This window comes from Nocardia sp. NPDC051929 (assembly GCF_044548645.1).
Lineage (GTDB): Bacteria > Actinomycetota > Actinomycetes > Mycobacteriales > Mycobacteriaceae > Nocardia > Nocardia sichangensis.
Window position 1 is genome coordinate 109443 of record NZ_JBIUCG010000024.1, and the last position, 15359, is coordinate 124801.

Here is a 15359-nt window from a genome sequence, read left to right on the forward strand (position 1 = left end):
TCCGCGCCGGTCCGCTGCTTCGCCCGGCGGCCGATTTCGCGCAGAGCGCAGCCGTCCGCGCTATACGGGTTGATAGGTCTCCGTTTCGGGGAACCGCTCGGCGAAATCTATGAAGCACTCCACGACCACCTCGTTGGCCTTGCGGAAAGTGCGTTTGAGCAGAAATCCGGGAACCGGGAGGGGCAGATAGAGCTCGACGTGGTACCAGACGTGCGTGCCGTCGACGCTGTCGGTCACCTCGAAAAAACCGCCGCCCCGCACGCCCCTGGTGCTGTCGGCGACGATCCAGGAGGACCGGTCGTCGGTCCAATCATATTCCAGCACTTGCAAATCCGAGCTGCCGAGCAGCTCCGCCTTGAGGAAGACCCGCCGGGGTCTGCGTCGGGCGTCGCGGGTCGCGACCCGGACGTCGCTGTAGGACGACGACCATTCCGGAAGCGCTTCGACGTCGGTCAGGGCGTCCATGACCTGTCCGGGATCGGTGTCGACGAAGAATCGGATATCCGTTTTGGTGCGCATGGCATACCTCCGACACCCGGATGGACAAGTCCGGCCGATTGTCTCCGTGATTTGTCCGGTTCGTCAACCTGACTGTGCCAGACCACATCTCGGTTACCGGGATAACGTGCCGTTATCTGCTCGAGATCGGCGATCGGGCAACCGCCGGAACAACTTCCGTCCGGAAGGACGGGCTCGGCCGAGGTTCGCGCGCCTACGATCGGATCCGAATGGGCGCCGGTATCCGGCGCCTTCGGTACGGGCGGGAGGATGTCATGAAATACGCCGAACTGCTGGCGCAGGCGCGCGACGCGATCACGGTGCGCCGGGTTTACGGCGACCCCTACGAATCCGGCGGCGCGATAGTCATTCCCGCCGCCTCGGTCGGGGGTGGCGGTGGTGGCGGCGGCGGTACCGGGAACAGCGCCGACGGGGACGGCTCCGGCGAAGGCGTGGCGTTCGGTGTAGGCGCCAAGCCGGTCGGCGCTTACGTGCTGCGCGATGGACGGCTGACCTGGCATCCGGCCGTCGACGTCAACGCGATCATCGAGACGGCGGGCAAGGTGCTGATCGCGGCCATCCTGGCTTTCGCGCTGGCCCGGCGCGCCAAACGAAGCGCCTGAGCGAGACGGGCGCAGTTCCCCGTCGGTGAGCGCCGGGCCGGGCGCGGGCGAGGCCGCCCAGCGCTCGGTCCGGCGCGGCGGTCATTCCGACGTGGCGGGCTCGACGATCGCGTCGGGCCCTGGATACACCAGTGACTCGTGACCGTCGGAGAAGCGCACCACGTAGGGCGGCGTCCCGTCCGGCCCGCGGACCTCGATGATCTCGGCCAGGTGATCCACTTCTCCCACCACGTGTCCGTGCACGCAGAGTCGATCTCCTACATGTGCGATCATCGCCCCATTATCGAACGGAGTGCTGCGCGTCACAACCACTCAGCGAAGGCGCACGGGATCCGATCACGGTCATCCGCGCTCATCACACGGTCGACCGCGGCTTCGATCAGTGCCCGGCTCCGCTCCGTGGTGACCACGGCGGACCGCTCGGCAGTTGAAAGAACTCCGCTTGTAGTACTACGTGTCAAGCGCTGCGGCGGGAGCACCGCGCTTGTTTTTTTCCCGGTGCGGCGCGAAGAGTTCGGCAACGGCGCGCAGGTCGCCCGGCTCACGCGGGCCCGAATTTCCATCCGAGTCCCCCGGGACGCTGCCCACGCCCGCGCGGCCACACGTCGGCCCGGCGGAGTCGGGCCGGGTCATCACGCCGGTGTTGGGCTTGTCCGGGCCGCGGTCTGCCCCGGACATTCGTCGCCTCGGCCGGAGGGGCCCGGTCAGCTCGCGTCGGTGAGGAACGACAGCCGCACCTGCCGGTCCGGGTTGTCGACATTGAGATCGACCAGCGCGATCGACTGCCAAGTACCCAGGGCGAGCTTTCCGCCGAGTACCGGAACGGTCGCGTAGGGCGGGATGAGGGCGGGCATCACGTGCGAACGCCCGTGTCCGCGCGAGCCGTGCGCGTGCCGCCACCGGTCGTCGGCGGGCAGGAGATCACGCAGCGCGGCCAGCAGATCGTCGTCGCTGCGCGCGCCGAGTTCCATGATCGCGATTCCGGCCGTGGCATGCGGCACGAAGACGTGCAGCAGCCCGTCACCGCCCGCTTCTCGCGCGAATGTCGCGCACTGCGGCGTGATGTCCTGTACCACTTCACTGTGGCCCGTTCTCACCTCGAGCAGCGTGCTCTTCATGCGCCCATCGTCCCCCATCCGCGGCGGCCCGCGCGGCGCGATCGGGATCGGATGCGGCTGTGTGCTTTTCCACAAGCCGGGTAGGTAGCGGCAAAACCGCTGGCCCCGGCCGGTACCCTGGATGACTGTTACCAGTTTGTTGTCGATCTTGGAGGACCCTGTCGTGGCTCTCGTGGTTCAGAAGTACGGAGGATCCTCGGTAGCGACCGCCGAGCGGATCCGGCGCGTCGCTGAACGGATCGTGGAGACCAAGAAGCAAGGCCACGACGTGGTGGTGGTCTGCTCCGCCATGGGTGACACCACCGACGAGCTGCTCGATCTCGCTCAGCAGGTGGCGCCGTCGCCGCCTGCCCGCGAGATGGACATGCTGCTCACCTCGGGTGAGCGCATCTCCAACGCGCTGGTGGCCATGGCCATCCACTCCCTCGGCGCGGAGGCCCGCTCGTTCACCGGCTCGCAGGCGGGCGTGATCACAACGGGCGCGCACGGCAACGCGAAGATCATCGACGTGACCCCCGGCCGCGTCCGCGACGCACTGGACGAGGGCCTCGTGGTGCTGGTCGCAGGCTTCCAGGGCGTGAGCCAGGACAGCAGGGACGTCACCACGCTGGGCCGCGGTGGCTCCGACACCACAGCGGTCGCGCTGGCCGCCGCGCTGGACGCGGACGTCTGCGAGATCTACACCGACGTGGACGGCGTCTTCACCGCCGACCCGCGGATCGTGCCCGACGCGCAGCGGCTCGAGCAGGTCTCCTACGAGGAGATGCTGGAACTGGCGGCCTGCGGGGCCAAGGTGCTGATGCTGCGCTGCGTCGAATACGCCCGCCGCTACAACGTGCCCGTGCATGTGCGCTCGTCCTACACCGACAAGCAGGGCACCTACGTTTACGGATCGATGGAGGACATCCCCTTGGAGCAAGCAATCCTCACTGGCGTCGCGCACGACCGCAGCGAGGCCAAGGTGACCGTGGTCGGCCTGCCGGACGAACCGGGCTACGCCGCCAAGGTGTTCCGCGCCGTGGCCGACGCGGAGATCAACATCGACATGGTCCTGCAGAACATCTCGAAGGTCGAGACGGGCAAGACCGACATCACTTTCACGCTGCCGAAGACCGAGGGCGCCCGCGCGGTCGAGATGCTGACCAAGCGCCAGTCCGAGATCGGTTTCTCCCAGGTGCTCTACGACGACCACATCGGCAAGGTCTCGCTGGTCGGCGCGGGCATGAAGAGCCATCCCGGCGTCACCGCCACGTTCTGTGAGGCGCTGGCCAAGGCGGGCGTCAACATCGATCTCATCTCCACCTCCGAGATCCGGATCTCCGTGCTGGTCAAGGACACCGAGCTGGACGAGGCGGTCAAGGTGCTGCACAGGGCGTTCGACCTGGGCGGCGACGAGGTCGCGGTGGTCCACGCGGGAACGGGGCGATAGGTCATGGGTATTCGCGTAGGAGTCGTCGGCGCGACCGGGCAGGTCGGCGCCGTGATGCGGAAACTGCTGGAGGAGCGCAACTTCCCGGCCGACGAGGTGCGGTTCTTCGCCTCGGCTCGTTCGGCGGGCAAGACGCTGCCCTGGCGCGGCCGCGAGATCGTCGTCGAGGACACCGAGACCGCCGATCCGTCCGGCTTGGACATCGCCTTGTTCTCCGCGGGCGCCACCATGTCCCGCGTGCAGGCGCCGCGCTTCGCCGCCGCGGGAGTCACGGTGATCGACAACTCCTCGGCGTGGCGCAAGGATCCCGAGGTCCCGCTGGTGGTCAGCGAGGTCAACCCGGAGCAGGCGCGCAACCTGGTCAAGGGCATCATCGCCAACCCGAACTGCACCACGATGGCCGCCATGCCGGTGCTCAAGCCGCTGCACGACATCGCCGGTCTGCGCCGCTTGATCGTCTCCAGCTACCAGGCGGTCTCCGGCAGCGGGCTGGCCGGTGTCGAAGAGTTGGCGAGCCAGGCCCGCGCGGTGATCGATGACGCCGAGAAGCTGACCCACGACGGCCGCGCCGTCGACTTTCCCGCGCCGAACAAGTACGTCGCGCCGATCGCGTTCAACGTGCTTCCGCTGGCCGGTTCGCTGGTCGACGACGGCTCTGGCGAGACCGACGAGGACCAGAAGCTGCGCAACGAGAGCCGCAAGATCCTCGGCATCCCGGATCTCGCGGTGAGCGGCACCTGCGTGCGCGTGCCGGTCTTCACCGGCCACTCGCTCTCGGTGAACGCCGAATTCGCCGAGCCGCTCTCGGTCGAGCACGCCAAGGAGATCCTTGCCAAGGCTCCCGGCGTGAAGCTGGTCGACGTGCCTACCCCGCTCGCCGCGGCGGGCGTCGACGATTCGCTCGTCGGCCGCATCCGCCAGGACCCGGGCGTGCCGGACGGTCGCGGGCTCGCGCTGTTCATCTCCGGCGACAACCTGCGAAAGGGCGCTGCGCTCAACACCATTCAGATTGCCGAGGTACTCCTCAGCGACCGCTGAGACGTTTCTCGATCGAACGGGCCGTGGACTTTCCGCGGCCCGTTCGTCGTTTCCCGCATTCGCGCGAGCGCGCCCAGCGTGGATGATGCCGCCGGTGCTGTTGGCGGCTTCATGTCGCTGGTATCCGCGCTGTCCTGGTCGCCGATCGGGCGACCTGCCGCCGGGAGGCGCTTCGGCGATGGATCAGCGGGCCCGCAGTCCGTCGAAGACGACGGCGAAGGTGCGTTCGCGCTGCGCTGGAGTAGCGGCGGTGCCGTGGGTGGCGAGGAAGGCGCCCTTGATGAGGCGCATCAGGTCCTCGACCTCGATGTCGGTGCGCACGCCGCCCGCCTCCTGCGCGCGGGTGAGCAGCGTGCCGATGGCCGAATTCAGTTCGTGCACCGGCCGGAGATATTCCGGGGCGTCCTGCCCGCCTACGGCATCGGCGAGATCACGCTTGACGCTGCCCTCCGCCACGAGCTGGGCCAAGAAGTCGAAGAACGCGGTCACCGGTTCCGCGGCGTCGGCCGATTCCCTTGCCAGCGCGATGATCCGGTCGACCCGATCCACGATCGCCGCCTCGAACAGCGCTTCCTTGGTGGGGAAGTGTCGGTAGACGGTGCCCGCGCCTACGCCGGCCCGCCGCGCGATCTCGTCCAGCGGCACCGAGAGTCCTTCCGCCGCGAACGCTTCCTGCGCGGCTGCCAGGACCCGCTCGCGGTTACGGCGAGCGTCGGCGCGCAGCGGTCGGCGCTCGGGTTCGGTCACGAGGACCGAGTCTACTGTTGACAAACGGGGCGCTCGTTCCGAAAAATAAGCGGGTCCTGCGTTCCGCTTATCTGGAGGTTTGTGATGGCTGCTGATTCGCCCGTGCGAAGCCCGCGCGAATTGGTCGAGCGGTTGTTCGGTGAGCTACCGGCCCGTGACCCCGATGCGTTCGTCGCGCTGCTCGCGCCCGACGCGGTGTTCGAAATCCCGTTCGCGATCCCCGGCCACCCGACCCACTTGGAGGGCCGCGAAGCGATCCGCGAGCACCTGGCGCAACGATGGTCGGGCCTGTCCGGAATCGAAGTGCACGCGATCCACCCGCAGGTCTACGAGACCACCGATCCCGAAGTGCTGCTCGTGGAGAACGAGGTCGACATGACCATCCCTGGATCCGGCCGCGCCCGAAGGCGCACCTCCGTCAACGTCGTCCGGGTCCGCGACGGCCAAGTGGTGCTCTTCCGCGACTACATGGACACCGCCCGCTTCGCCCGCCTGGCCGCGGACTGAAAATGGCCTCGCCCGGCGCGGGGCGGGGCTGTTAGCCTGCGCCGATGGCGAATCCACATCCTCACGTGTATCTCGGCGACCGGATCGTCGCGGCCGAAGCGGCCACGGTGGGCGTCGCATCGTCGGCGGTGTTGTACGGACTCAGCGTCTACACCGTGTTCCCGGTGCACGTCGATGGGGCAGCGCGTACGGCGTTTCGTTTGGACGACCATTTCCGTCGGCTCGAGGAGTCCTGCAAGATCATCGGGATCGATCGATTCGCGCAGGAGTGGGATTACGCGCGTTTCCGTGCGGCCGTCGTGGAGTTGATCGCCGCGAATGCTCCGCGTGAGGACGTTTTCGTGCGTGCGACGGTGCACGTGGTCGAGTCCATTCCGGGCACGCGGGTGCGGGGCTGCGCCATTCGGGTCAGCATCTTCGTCTACGACGCGGTGCCCATCGTGCCGCAGGACGGTATGCGCCTGAAATCCAGTCCGTGGCGGCGCATTCCGGACAACGCGATTCCCTCCCGCGCGAAAGTCAACGGCGCGTACGTGAACTCGGTGCTGGCCAAGCAGGACGCGATCGACAGCGGCTACGACGACTGTGTCTTCCTCGACGGCAACGGGCACGTCTGCGAACTCAGCGCGGCGAACATCTTCCTGGTCCGCAACGGCACGTTGATCACGCCCGACGTCTCCTGCGACATCCTCGACGGCATCAACCGCAGGACCGTTCTCACCTTGGCGGCGGAGGACGGCATCCCGGTGGTGGAACGCACCGTGGATCTCACCGAGTTGTACATCGCCGACGAAGTGTTCGTCACCGGCACATCATCCGGTGCCGCGCCGGTCGTCGAGGTGGACGGCCGCCTGGTCGCCGAGGGCGTCCCCGGCCCGATCTCCCAGGCGCTGCGCAAACGCCACCATGCGGCATTGCGCACCGACGACGTGCACGGCTGGGTCACGGATCTGTCCGCGACCAGGTAGCGGCTCGTTCAGCGGATGGCCGGGGTGCGCGGGTCGGGTCCCAGGCAGACCAGGATGGCGCAGCCCGGCGGGACGTCCGCGAACGGCGGATCCAGCGGGTGGCTCAGGCAAGCGAAGACGTTGCAGCCCGGATAGGCGGCGGGACCGAGGCCGAATACCGCGATCAGGATGTCCGTGTCGACGAAACGGCGTGGGTCCAGCCGCAGCGGCGGCTCGACGTACGGTCCCGGGTCGGGTACCGGCCGGTCGTAGAACGCGTCGAACACTTTGCGGAAGAACTCGTAGGGCAATTCCTGGGTGTTCTGCACGACTCCGGACACGCCCTGGCTGCTGACGTTCCCGAAGACGCCGGTCCACACCACGGTGAGGTCGAGGCTGGGTATGACGAAGACGTTCTGCATGCCGAGGCCGGCCATCGCGTACACGTCGTGGGGCAGGAAGTCGGCGATTTCGGCGCAACCGCCACCGAGCCAGAACAGGTAGCCGTAGCACGCGTTCGTGGGTGAGGGCGTGCGCGCCTTGCGCAGGTAGTCGCGGGAGACGATCTGCTGCGCTCCCCAGTGCCCGTCGTTGCTCACCAGGAGTCCGAGCTTCGCGAAATCGTTCGGCGGGATCATCAAGTGCGCGTAGCCGTAGGTGTGCCCGGATCGGTCCTGAGCCCAGTAATAGTCCCCGCGAGGAATTCCGAGCGGATCGAACAGTTCGCGCTGCGCGAAATCTTGCAGGGGTTCGCCGACGGCCAGCTCCAGCACGTAGGCCAAGAGATCGACATTGCGCTGGCTGTAGGTGAAGACGGTGCCCGGCGGGTTGTCCAGCGGCACGCCCAGCGCCTGCACCGCGCTGTCCGGGTCGACCGGGATCACGCCGGTGACGCCCTCGGTCAGCACGCCGACCCGCATGCCCGAGGTCTCGGTGAGCAGATTCTCGACGGTGATCGACCGGTGCTCCGCATCACCGAGCCCGGCGGGCAGATAGCGGTCGATGGGCGCGTGGAGATCGAGTTTTCCTTGGTCCCACCCGATTCCGGCGAGCAGCGAGACGACGCTCTTCGTCGCACTCCAGATATTCCACGCCACGTTGCCGGTCTGGTCGTTCGTCGGTCCCTCGCCGATGAGGCAGTTGTGCCGGAACACCTGCACATTGAAGCGGTTTCGGCCGTTCGCGAAGGTCAGCGCATCCCGCAGTTTCGCGGAATCCAAACCGACTTGTTCGGGTGCCGCCCGCTCCAGATCGCGCCCCGAGGTGACCGCGCACCGCACCTCGTCGCCGGTCGCGGCGGCCGCGCCTCCGGCGAAGACGTTGCCCGCCACCAGCGAAACCGCCGCGATTCCCGCCAGGAATCCACCGAAACGCCCCATGTGCAAAAGGCTAGCGCCCTTTGGCCTGTTCACGCGGTAAACAGGCGGGGAACTGGACATCTGATCTTCGCAACGAGACGCTGACGGGACAGGGGCGTCTGCCGGGTCGGTGCCGGACAGATGGGGCGCGGCACAAGCGGAGCCTGCCGAGCCGGGCGCGAGGAGCCGTTGTCGGTCGGATGGCTCGGTCGACTGCGTCGCGTCTCTCCGGTCGGCAAGCTATCGGTAGGGGACTGGCATATCGCGCCATTCGCCATGGTTGGGCGACGACGGCCCGCTGTGCGGCCGTTTCGGCGGTGGTGCTCACCCGATGTCTACAGCGCAAGGCCAGGGAGGTCGGTGGGCCAGTCGAGCGGCTCGGTGGACGGCCCGATCTTCAGCGGTAGCGCTTGCCCGACACATACAGCGCCGCGCCGACGAGGAGCGCGCCGAGCCCGGAGAGAACGGAGCCGAGGGGCAGCGCGAATCCGACGACGACGCACCCCACCGCGCCGACCACGGGAATCCACCGGGGCGGCCGATTCTCCTCGACGGTCAGTGTGGCGGCGGAGAGGTTGGCGATCAAGTAGTAGAAGAGCACCGTGAACGAGGAGAACCCGATGGCCGCGCGTACATCGAAGAGCGCGGCGACCACGGCGACGATCGCGCCGACCACCAGTTCGGCGCGGTGCGGCACCCCGAACCGCGGATGCACGGCGGCGAGCGCCCCCGGCAGATAGCGGTCCCGCGCCATGGCCAGCATCGTGCGGGATACGCCGAGGATCAGGGCGAGCAGCGATCCGGCCGCCGCGAGCACCGCGCCGATTCGCACCACCGGCGCGGCAGCGGGAACGCCCGCCGCGCTGACCATTCGCGCCAGCGGGTCGGCCGCCTCGGCTAGTCCGGCGGAGCCGAGCACGCTCAGCGTCGCGACCGCGACCAGCGTGTAGACCGCGAGCGCGAGTGCGAGCGCGATCATGATGGCGCGGGGGATGGTGCGTTGCGGTTCGCGCACCTCCTCACCGAGCGTGGCGATGCGTGCGTACCCAGCGAACGCGAAGAACAGCAGTCCCGCCGCCGTGAGCACGTCGCGCGGACCGACCCGGCCGGGCAAGGCAGTTGCCGCCGAATGCGTTCCGAACAGCCCGATCACGACCACCACGGCGAGCACTGCGAGCACTACCGCGACGAGCACCCGAGTCGCGAACGCCGACTTCTGCACGCCCGTGTAATTGATCGCGGTGATCGCCACCACCGCGCCCACCGCCACGGCGTGCGCCCGCTCGGGCCAGGCATAGCTACCGACCGTCAGCGCCATCGCCGCACAAGAGGCCGTCTTCCCTACGACGAACCCCCACCCCGCGAGATATCCCCAGAACGGTCCGAGCCGCTCCCGCCCATACACATAGGTGCCGCCGGAAACGGGGTATCGCGCCGCCAGCCGCGCGGACGACGTCGCGTTGCAATACGCCAGCACCGCCGCCACCGCGAGCGCCACCAGCAACCAACTCCCAGCCGACGCGGCCGCAGGCGCGAGCGCCGCGAATATCCCCGCACCCACCATCGCCCCCAACCCGATGACCACCGAATCGGCGAGCCCGAGCCGTCGACGCAAAACCCCATCTCGCGACGCCATCACCGCATCCTCCCTCACCACCCCCGCCCTCGCAGCGCGACTCCGCGAGTGGCACATGGTCGCGGCAGAACGCGAGAAGCCCGCACAACCAGGTCCCACTCGTGGGGTGGAGACCGCTGGAAGCGACGGCGCCGCCAGGTCGGAATGACCTGGCGGCGCTGTGGGCTGGGACACCGTGCTGGTGTCTGTAACCGTCGACGCCCCACAAGCGCCTCTCGGCGGGTGGTCGCTCGTAGCGACAAAGGGTGCGGCCCGGGGCTGTCCGGACGCCGACGGTGGGTGTCGACGCCCCACAAGCGCCTCTCGGCGGGTGGTCGCTCGAAGCGACAAAGGGTGCGGCCCGGGGCTGTCCGGACGCCGACAGGGGGTTCAACCACGCACTCGCGGAAGCTATTCCGGGAGAATTTTGTGACGCTCGCCACTCGATGCGTCGATGTGGTGTGCCGCGCGGTGCGACCCGTTGTGGAGGAATTTCCTGGAGTGATTCCAATCGCTTTTCTTGACTGATTCCAGAAAGCGGCCAGAATCGAAGTATGCACACCGACGGCACTGCTCCCCGCGAGTGGTTGCGAGCAGCGGGTTTGCGGGTCACCGCCCCGCGGCTCGCGGTACTGGACGCGGTCGCGGCACGCCCGCATTCGGATGCCGAGGCGGTAGCCGCCACCGTCCGGCAAAAGCTCGGCTCGGTATCCACTCAGGCTGTCTACGACGTGTTGCACGCTTGCGTGCGCGCCGGAATCCTGCGGCGGATCGAGCCCGCGGGTTCGTCCGCGCTGTACGAGACCCGCATCGGCGACAACCACCACCATCTGGTGTGCCGCAGCTGCGGTGCGGTCGTGGATGTCGACTGCGCCGTGGGCCGAGCCCCATGCCTGGCCCCTTCGGACGCGCACGGATTCGTGGTCGATGAAGCCGAGGTCGTCTTCTGGGGACGGTGCCCGTCCTGCCGTTCCGAGTAGCGGTCCATACACCCGGGTCGGTCCCATCCCGGGAAACGATGTTCACCAGCCGAGGAGTCTCCTGTGACCGAACCGACAACCACGAACACCGGCATCCCGGTCCAAAGCGACGACGAATCGCTCACCGCGGGCGCGCAGGGCCCGATCCTGCTGCACGACCACTACCTCATCGAGAAGCTGGCCCAGTTCAACCGCGAACGGGTGCCGGAACGCATCGTGCACGCGAAGGGCTCGGGCGCATACGGTGAGCTGGTCGTGACCAACGACGTCAGCCGATACACCAAGGCGAAGCTGTTCCAGCCCGGTGCGCGCACCGAGTCGCTCGCGCGGTTCTCCACTGTGGCCGGTGAGCAGGGCAGCCCGGACACCTGGCGTGATCCGCGCGGATTCGCGGTGAAGTTCTACACCGAGGACGGCAACTACGACCTCGTCGGCAATAACACGCCGATCTTCTTCATCAAGGACCCGATCAAGTTCCCCGACTTCATCCGCTCGCAGAAGCGCCTGCCCGGTAACGGGCTTCGCGACCACAATATGCAGTGGGATTTCTGGACCCTGCGTCCGGAGACCGCGCACCAGGTGACCTGGTTGATGGGCGATCGCGGCATCCCGAAGAGCTATCGGCACATGAACGGCTACGGTTCGCACACCTACCAGTGGATCAACGCCGCGGGCGAGCGTTTCTGGGTCAAATACCACTTCAAGACCGACCAAGGCATCGAGTTCCTGACCCAGGCCGACGCCGACCGGATCGCGGGGGAGGACGCCGATTACCACCGCAAGGACCTGTGGGAGGCGATCGAGCGCGGCGACTACCCGAGCTGGACGGTCTACGTGCAGGTCATGCCGGTCGCGGAGGCCGCGGGCTACCGGTTCAACCCGTTCGACCTGACCAAGGTGTGGTCGCACAAGGACTACCCCCTGATCGAGGTCGGCAAGTGGACGCTGAACCGCAACCCGCGCAACTACTTCGTCGACATCGAGCAGGCCGCGTTCGAGCCCTCGAATGTCGTTCCCGGCATCGGCTTCTCGCCGGACAAGATGCTGCTCGGCCGCGTCTTCGCCTACGCGGACGCGCACCGCTACCGCATCGGCACGAACTACGCGCAGCTGCCGCCGAACCAGGCAAGGGCGGCGGAGGTGAACTCCTATTCCAAGGAGGGCGCCATGCGGTACTACTACAACGAACCGAATGTGCCGGTGTACGCACCGAATTCGTTCGGTGGACCGCACGCCGACCCGGAAAGGCCTCAGGACGACGGCATCTGGGACTTCGATCCGGCCATCGTGCGAGCCGGTTACCTCCAGCATGCCGAGGACGGCGATTTCACCCAGGCGGGCATTCTCGTGCGCGAGGTACTCGATGACGCGCAGCGGAAGCGGTTGGTGGACAACATCGTCGGCCACGTACTCGGCGGTGTCCGGGAGCCGGTGCTGAGCCGGGTCTTCCAGTACTGGAAGAACGTGGACGCCGATCTCGGCAAGCGTGTCGAAGAGGGCGTGCGCGCGGGGCTCGACGGCTCGCAGAGCTGAGAAATCCGCATCGAAGGCAGGTGTGTGGCGTCGCGCACCTGCCTTCGGCGTGTCCGGCCGATCCTGTTTGCCCGGTGGGTGCTCGGATGTCAGAGTGAAGACATGTCTCGGCTGACACGCGACTACCGGGTGGCGCTGGCCGCCGCATTGGCGCTGCTGGCCGGTTGCGGTGCCGAAACCGATGCGACGCAGCCGATCACGACGAGCGTCGAGGCCGGTCCCGCCGCGAACGCGCGCGTGGCGGATCTGGAGGCTCGGTACGGGGCGCAGATCGGGCTGTTCGCGGTAGACACCGGCACCGGCAGGACGGTGACCCACCGCGCCGACGAGCGTTTCCCGTTCCTGTCCACCTTCAAGACGCTCGCGGCGGCCGCGGTGCTGCGAGCGCATCCGCTCGACACGGGATACTTCGATCAAGTGATCCGCTTCCACGAGGCTGATCTGGTCGACAACTCGCCGGTGACCAGCGCCGAACTGGCCGACGGGATGACGCTGGCGCGCGTGGCCGAGGCCGCGATCACCCGCAGCGACAACACCGCGGGCAACCTGTTGCTGCGTGAGATCGGCGGCCCGGCGGGGCTCACGGCGTTTCTTCGCACGCTCGGTGATCCGACCAGCAGGCTCGACCGCTGGGAGACCGAACTCAACACCGCGATCCCCGGTGACGAGCGCGACACCACCACTCCGGCCGCACTGGCCGCGGACTACCGCGTCTTGGCGTTGGGCGACGCGCTCGGCGCCCGGGAACGCGACCAGTTGGCCGTCCGGCTGAAGGCGAACACGACGGGTGGCAAGCGCATCCGGGCGGGGTTGCCCGCCGAGTGGGTCACCGGCGACAAGACGGGCACCGGCTCCTACGGTTCCGCCAACGACGTCGCGATCGTCTGGCCCGAAGGCGGGCGGGCGCCGATCGTGATCGCGATCATGAGCCGCAAACCGGCCGAGGACGCCGAGGTGAACAACGACCTGCTGGCGGAAGTGACGAAGGTGGCCGTAGACCGGCTCCGGTGACACTCGCCGGGTGTGTCGGCCGAAGCGGACGCCGATAGCAAGGCCGGGGACGGGGACCGTGGCGGCACCTCGGCTCGTCGAGGACGAACTCGGTGGCGTCCGGAGGACGAAGATTACGACGACTTGTAGTAGACCTGGCCGGATCGGGCGGCCAGGCTCCGGTCAGCTACAGCAGGCCCCACCAGTAGAGCAGGGTCGCCAGAATCCAGACCACCACGGTTTCCATCGTCGCTCCCAATCTTCTTGGCGCACTTATGACCATCATCCCGCGATCCGGGGCCGGGCGATAGGCGCTAGCGGGGTCACCGCTCGGTCAACCCGCTCATCTGCGATTTCGATCTTGCAAGGTGTTCTTAAGTGCGCGCCAAGCCCGCCCCTGCATTCTTTGTCTCGCGGGAGGGACATACCCAGCACCGCAGGTGCGAACCGAGGAACGACCTGTCTCGAGGGGTGACAGGTCGGGACTCGGGGGTGGTGTCCGCCGGGCCGGTCTACGAGGGGTGGCCGGCCCGGCGGACGCGGGACGCGGAGCGGTCGCTCGCGCTGGCTCTTCCTGGAGCTGACCGGCAACGAGACGGTGTTGCCGCTGCCGAAGGTAACCCACGAGTGTGCGGCGCCGGGCCCGACGCGAGGCAGGCGCGGCTGGGCTGGTAGTGAATGGTGACCGGCCGGTCGACTTGAAACCAGTTCTAGACAGGTTGCCTAATTTGTCTTACGGTCGATACATGGCGGATGTTGCGTATCGGACGGCTCCGGTTTTCGAACTTCGTTCCGGTCCTACTTGGGCCTCGCCGTGGGAGATGTACGCGGCACTGCGTGAGCACGATCCGGTGCAGCACGTCGTACCGGCCGCGCGACCGGAGAACGACTACTGGGTGCTCACCCGGCACGAGCACGTCTACGCGGCGGCGCGGGACAGCGACACGTTCTCCTCCCGCGACGGGCTGACGGTGGAATACGGCGAACTCGACGAACTCGGCCTGACCGACAACCCTCCGCTGGTGATGCAGGACCCGCCGCAGCACACCGACTTCCGCAAACTGGTCGCTCGCGGATTCACCCCACGCCAGGTCGAGGAGGTGGAGCCGGTGGTCCGCCGCTTCGTGCGCGACCGGCTCGACGCCATCGCGGCCCAGGGCGGCGGGGACATCGTCGAGCAATTGTTCAAGCCGCTGCCGAGCATGGTGGTGGCGTATTACCTCGGGGTGCCGGAACAGGACCGGGCGAGGTTCGACGGCTGGACCGATGCCGTCGTCGCGGGCAGCATCGACCGGACGAACACCAAGGCGCAGGCGGCGTCGGCGGAGATGATGGGCTACTTCGCCGAGCTGATCGAACGCAGGCGCACCGACCCCGGCGACGACACCGTGTCCCTGCTGGTCCAGGCGGGAATGGCGGCCGACGACACGGACGTGCGCGGGTTGATCCAGATCCTCGCCTACACCTGGACCATGGTCGCGGGCGGCAACGACACCACCACGGGCCTGCTCGGCGGCGCCGTGCAACTACTGCAACAGCACCCGAACCAGCGCGCGGCGCTCGCCGCGGAACCCGATCGCATTCGCGTCGCGGTGGAGGAGTTCGCCCGGCTCACCGCACCGGTGCAAGGGTTGGCGCGGACCGCGACGCGCGATGTGGAACTGGCCGGGAAGACGGTGCCCGCGGGGCGGAAGGTGTTACTGGTGTTCGGGTCGGCCAACCGGGACGAGCGGGCGTTCGGCGCCGACGCCGCCGAGCTGGATATCGACCGGAATCCGCAGCGCATCCTCACCTTCGGGCACGGGCCGCATCACTGTCTCGGCGCGGCGGCCGCGCGGATGCAAGCCCGTGTCGCGCTCGAAGAGTTGCTCGATCGCTTCCCGGAGTACGCCGTCGACGTCGACGCGGTCGAGTACGCGAGCGGTCCGTACGTCCGCAGGCCGACTACTGTGCCGTTCCGGTGCGGGGGGTGACCA

At 67.8% G+C, this 15359-nt stretch carries 15 protein-coding genes; 9 read left to right on the plus strand and 6 right to left on the minus strand.

The features are described 5' to 3' along the window. Positions 1 to 60 precede the first annotated feature (60 nt). The gene (locus tag ACIHAX_RS29615) at positions 61 to 519 is read right to left on the minus strand and encodes an SRPBCC family protein (RefSeq protein ID WP_355078705.1); all 459 of its coding nucleotides are present in this window, start codon (positions 517 to 519) and stop codon (positions 61 to 63) included. Between the two features lie 254 nt (positions 520 to 773). Between ACIHAX_RS29615 and ACIHAX_RS29620 the strand changes: the two genes are divergently transcribed. After that, on the plus strand, positions 774 to 1121 hold the full coding sequence (locus tag ACIHAX_RS29620) for a sporulation protein (protein ID WP_355078704.1): 348 nt from the start codon (positions 774 to 776) through the stop codon (positions 1119 to 1121). Between the two features lie 81 nt (positions 1122 to 1202). Here the strand turns inward: ACIHAX_RS29620 and ACIHAX_RS29625 are convergent, their stop codons facing one another. Next, positions 1203 to 1394, minus strand: a complete 192-nt coding sequence (locus ACIHAX_RS29625; protein ID WP_039794508.1) for a DUF1918 domain-containing protein — start codon at positions 1392 to 1394, stop codon at positions 1203 to 1205. 431 nt (positions 1395 to 1825) lie between these two features. Beyond that, the gene (locus ACIHAX_RS29630; RefSeq protein WP_355078703.1) at positions 1826 to 2239 is read right to left on the minus strand and encodes a secondary thiamine-phosphate synthase enzyme YjbQ; all 414 of its coding nucleotides are present in this window, start codon (positions 2237 to 2239) and stop codon (positions 1826 to 1828) included. Between the two features lie 163 nt (positions 2240 to 2402). On the opposite strand from ACIHAX_RS29630, the gene ACIHAX_RS29635 reads away from it, so the two are divergent. After that, positions 2403 to 3668, plus strand: a complete 1266-nt coding sequence (locus ACIHAX_RS29635; RefSeq protein ID WP_356963440.1) for an aspartate kinase — start codon at positions 2403 to 2405, stop codon at positions 3666 to 3668. A gap of 3 nt (positions 3669 to 3671) precedes the next feature. Further along, on the plus strand, positions 3672 to 4706 hold the full coding sequence (locus ACIHAX_RS29640) for an aspartate-semialdehyde dehydrogenase (RefSeq protein ID WP_355078701.1): 1035 nt from the start codon (positions 3672 to 3674) through the stop codon (positions 4704 to 4706). A gap of 183 nt (positions 4707 to 4889) precedes the next feature. On the opposite strand, the gene ACIHAX_RS29645 is transcribed toward ACIHAX_RS29640, so the two are convergent. Next, entirely contained in the window at positions 4890 to 5453 is a 564-nt protein-coding gene (locus ACIHAX_RS29645; RefSeq protein ID WP_364435876.1) for a helix-turn-helix domain-containing protein, read from the minus strand. A gap of 84 nt (positions 5454 to 5537) precedes the next feature. On the opposite strand from ACIHAX_RS29645, the gene ACIHAX_RS29650 reads away from it, so the two are divergent. Together ACIHAX_RS29650 and ACIHAX_RS29655 are read left to right on the plus strand one after the other, a co-directional pair. Then, positions 5538 to 5960, plus strand: a complete 423-nt coding sequence (locus tag ACIHAX_RS29650; protein ID WP_397280834.1) for a nuclear transport factor 2 family protein — start codon at positions 5538 to 5540, stop codon at positions 5958 to 5960. A 44-nt stretch (positions 5961 to 6004) separates the two neighbouring features. After that, positions 6005 to 6928, plus strand: coding sequence for an aminotransferase class IV (locus ACIHAX_RS29655; protein WP_355078697.1), 924 nt, complete (start codon positions 6005 to 6007; stop codon positions 6926 to 6928). A gap of 8 nt (positions 6929 to 6936) precedes the next feature. Here ACIHAX_RS29655 and ACIHAX_RS29660 read toward each other — a convergent pair whose 3' ends face one another. Beyond that, positions 6937 to 8286, minus strand: a complete 1350-nt coding sequence (locus tag ACIHAX_RS29660; RefSeq protein ID WP_355078696.1) for a serine hydrolase — start codon at positions 8284 to 8286, stop codon at positions 6937 to 6939. Positions 8287 to 8662: 376 nt separating this feature from the next. Further along, positions 8663 to 9901 carry an APC family permease gene (locus tag ACIHAX_RS29665; protein WP_364435867.1) on the minus strand — a complete coding sequence of 413 codons (1239 nt, stop codon included), beginning with the start codon at positions 9899 to 9901 and terminating at the stop codon, positions 8663 to 8665. Positions 9902 to 10434: 533 nt separating this feature from the next. Here ACIHAX_RS29665 and ACIHAX_RS29670 point away from each other — a divergent pair. From ACIHAX_RS29670 to ACIHAX_RS29685, 4 genes are all read left to right on the plus strand, one after another. After that, positions 10435 to 10860, plus strand: a complete 426-nt coding sequence (locus ACIHAX_RS29670) for a Fur family transcriptional regulator (protein ID WP_397280838.1) — start codon at positions 10435 to 10437, stop codon at positions 10858 to 10860. Positions 10861 to 10923: 63 nt separating this feature from the next. Further along, positions 10924 to 12393 carry a catalase gene (locus ACIHAX_RS29675; RefSeq protein WP_397280840.1) on the plus strand — a complete coding sequence of 490 codons (1470 nt, stop codon included), beginning with the start codon at positions 10924 to 10926 and terminating at the stop codon, positions 12391 to 12393. Positions 12394 to 12495: 102 nt separating this feature from the next. Next, positions 12496 to 13404, plus strand: coding sequence for a class A beta-lactamase (gene bla, locus ACIHAX_RS29680; RefSeq protein WP_397280842.1), 909 nt, complete (start codon positions 12496 to 12498; stop codon positions 13402 to 13404). 725 nt (positions 13405 to 14129) lie between these two features. Further along, positions 14130 to 15356: a cytochrome P450 gene (locus ACIHAX_RS29685; RefSeq protein ID WP_397280844.1), complete on the plus strand. Its 1227-nt coding sequence runs from the start codon at positions 14130 to 14132 to the stop codon at positions 15354 to 15356. The last annotated feature ends 3 nt before the right edge of the window (positions 15357 to 15359 follow it).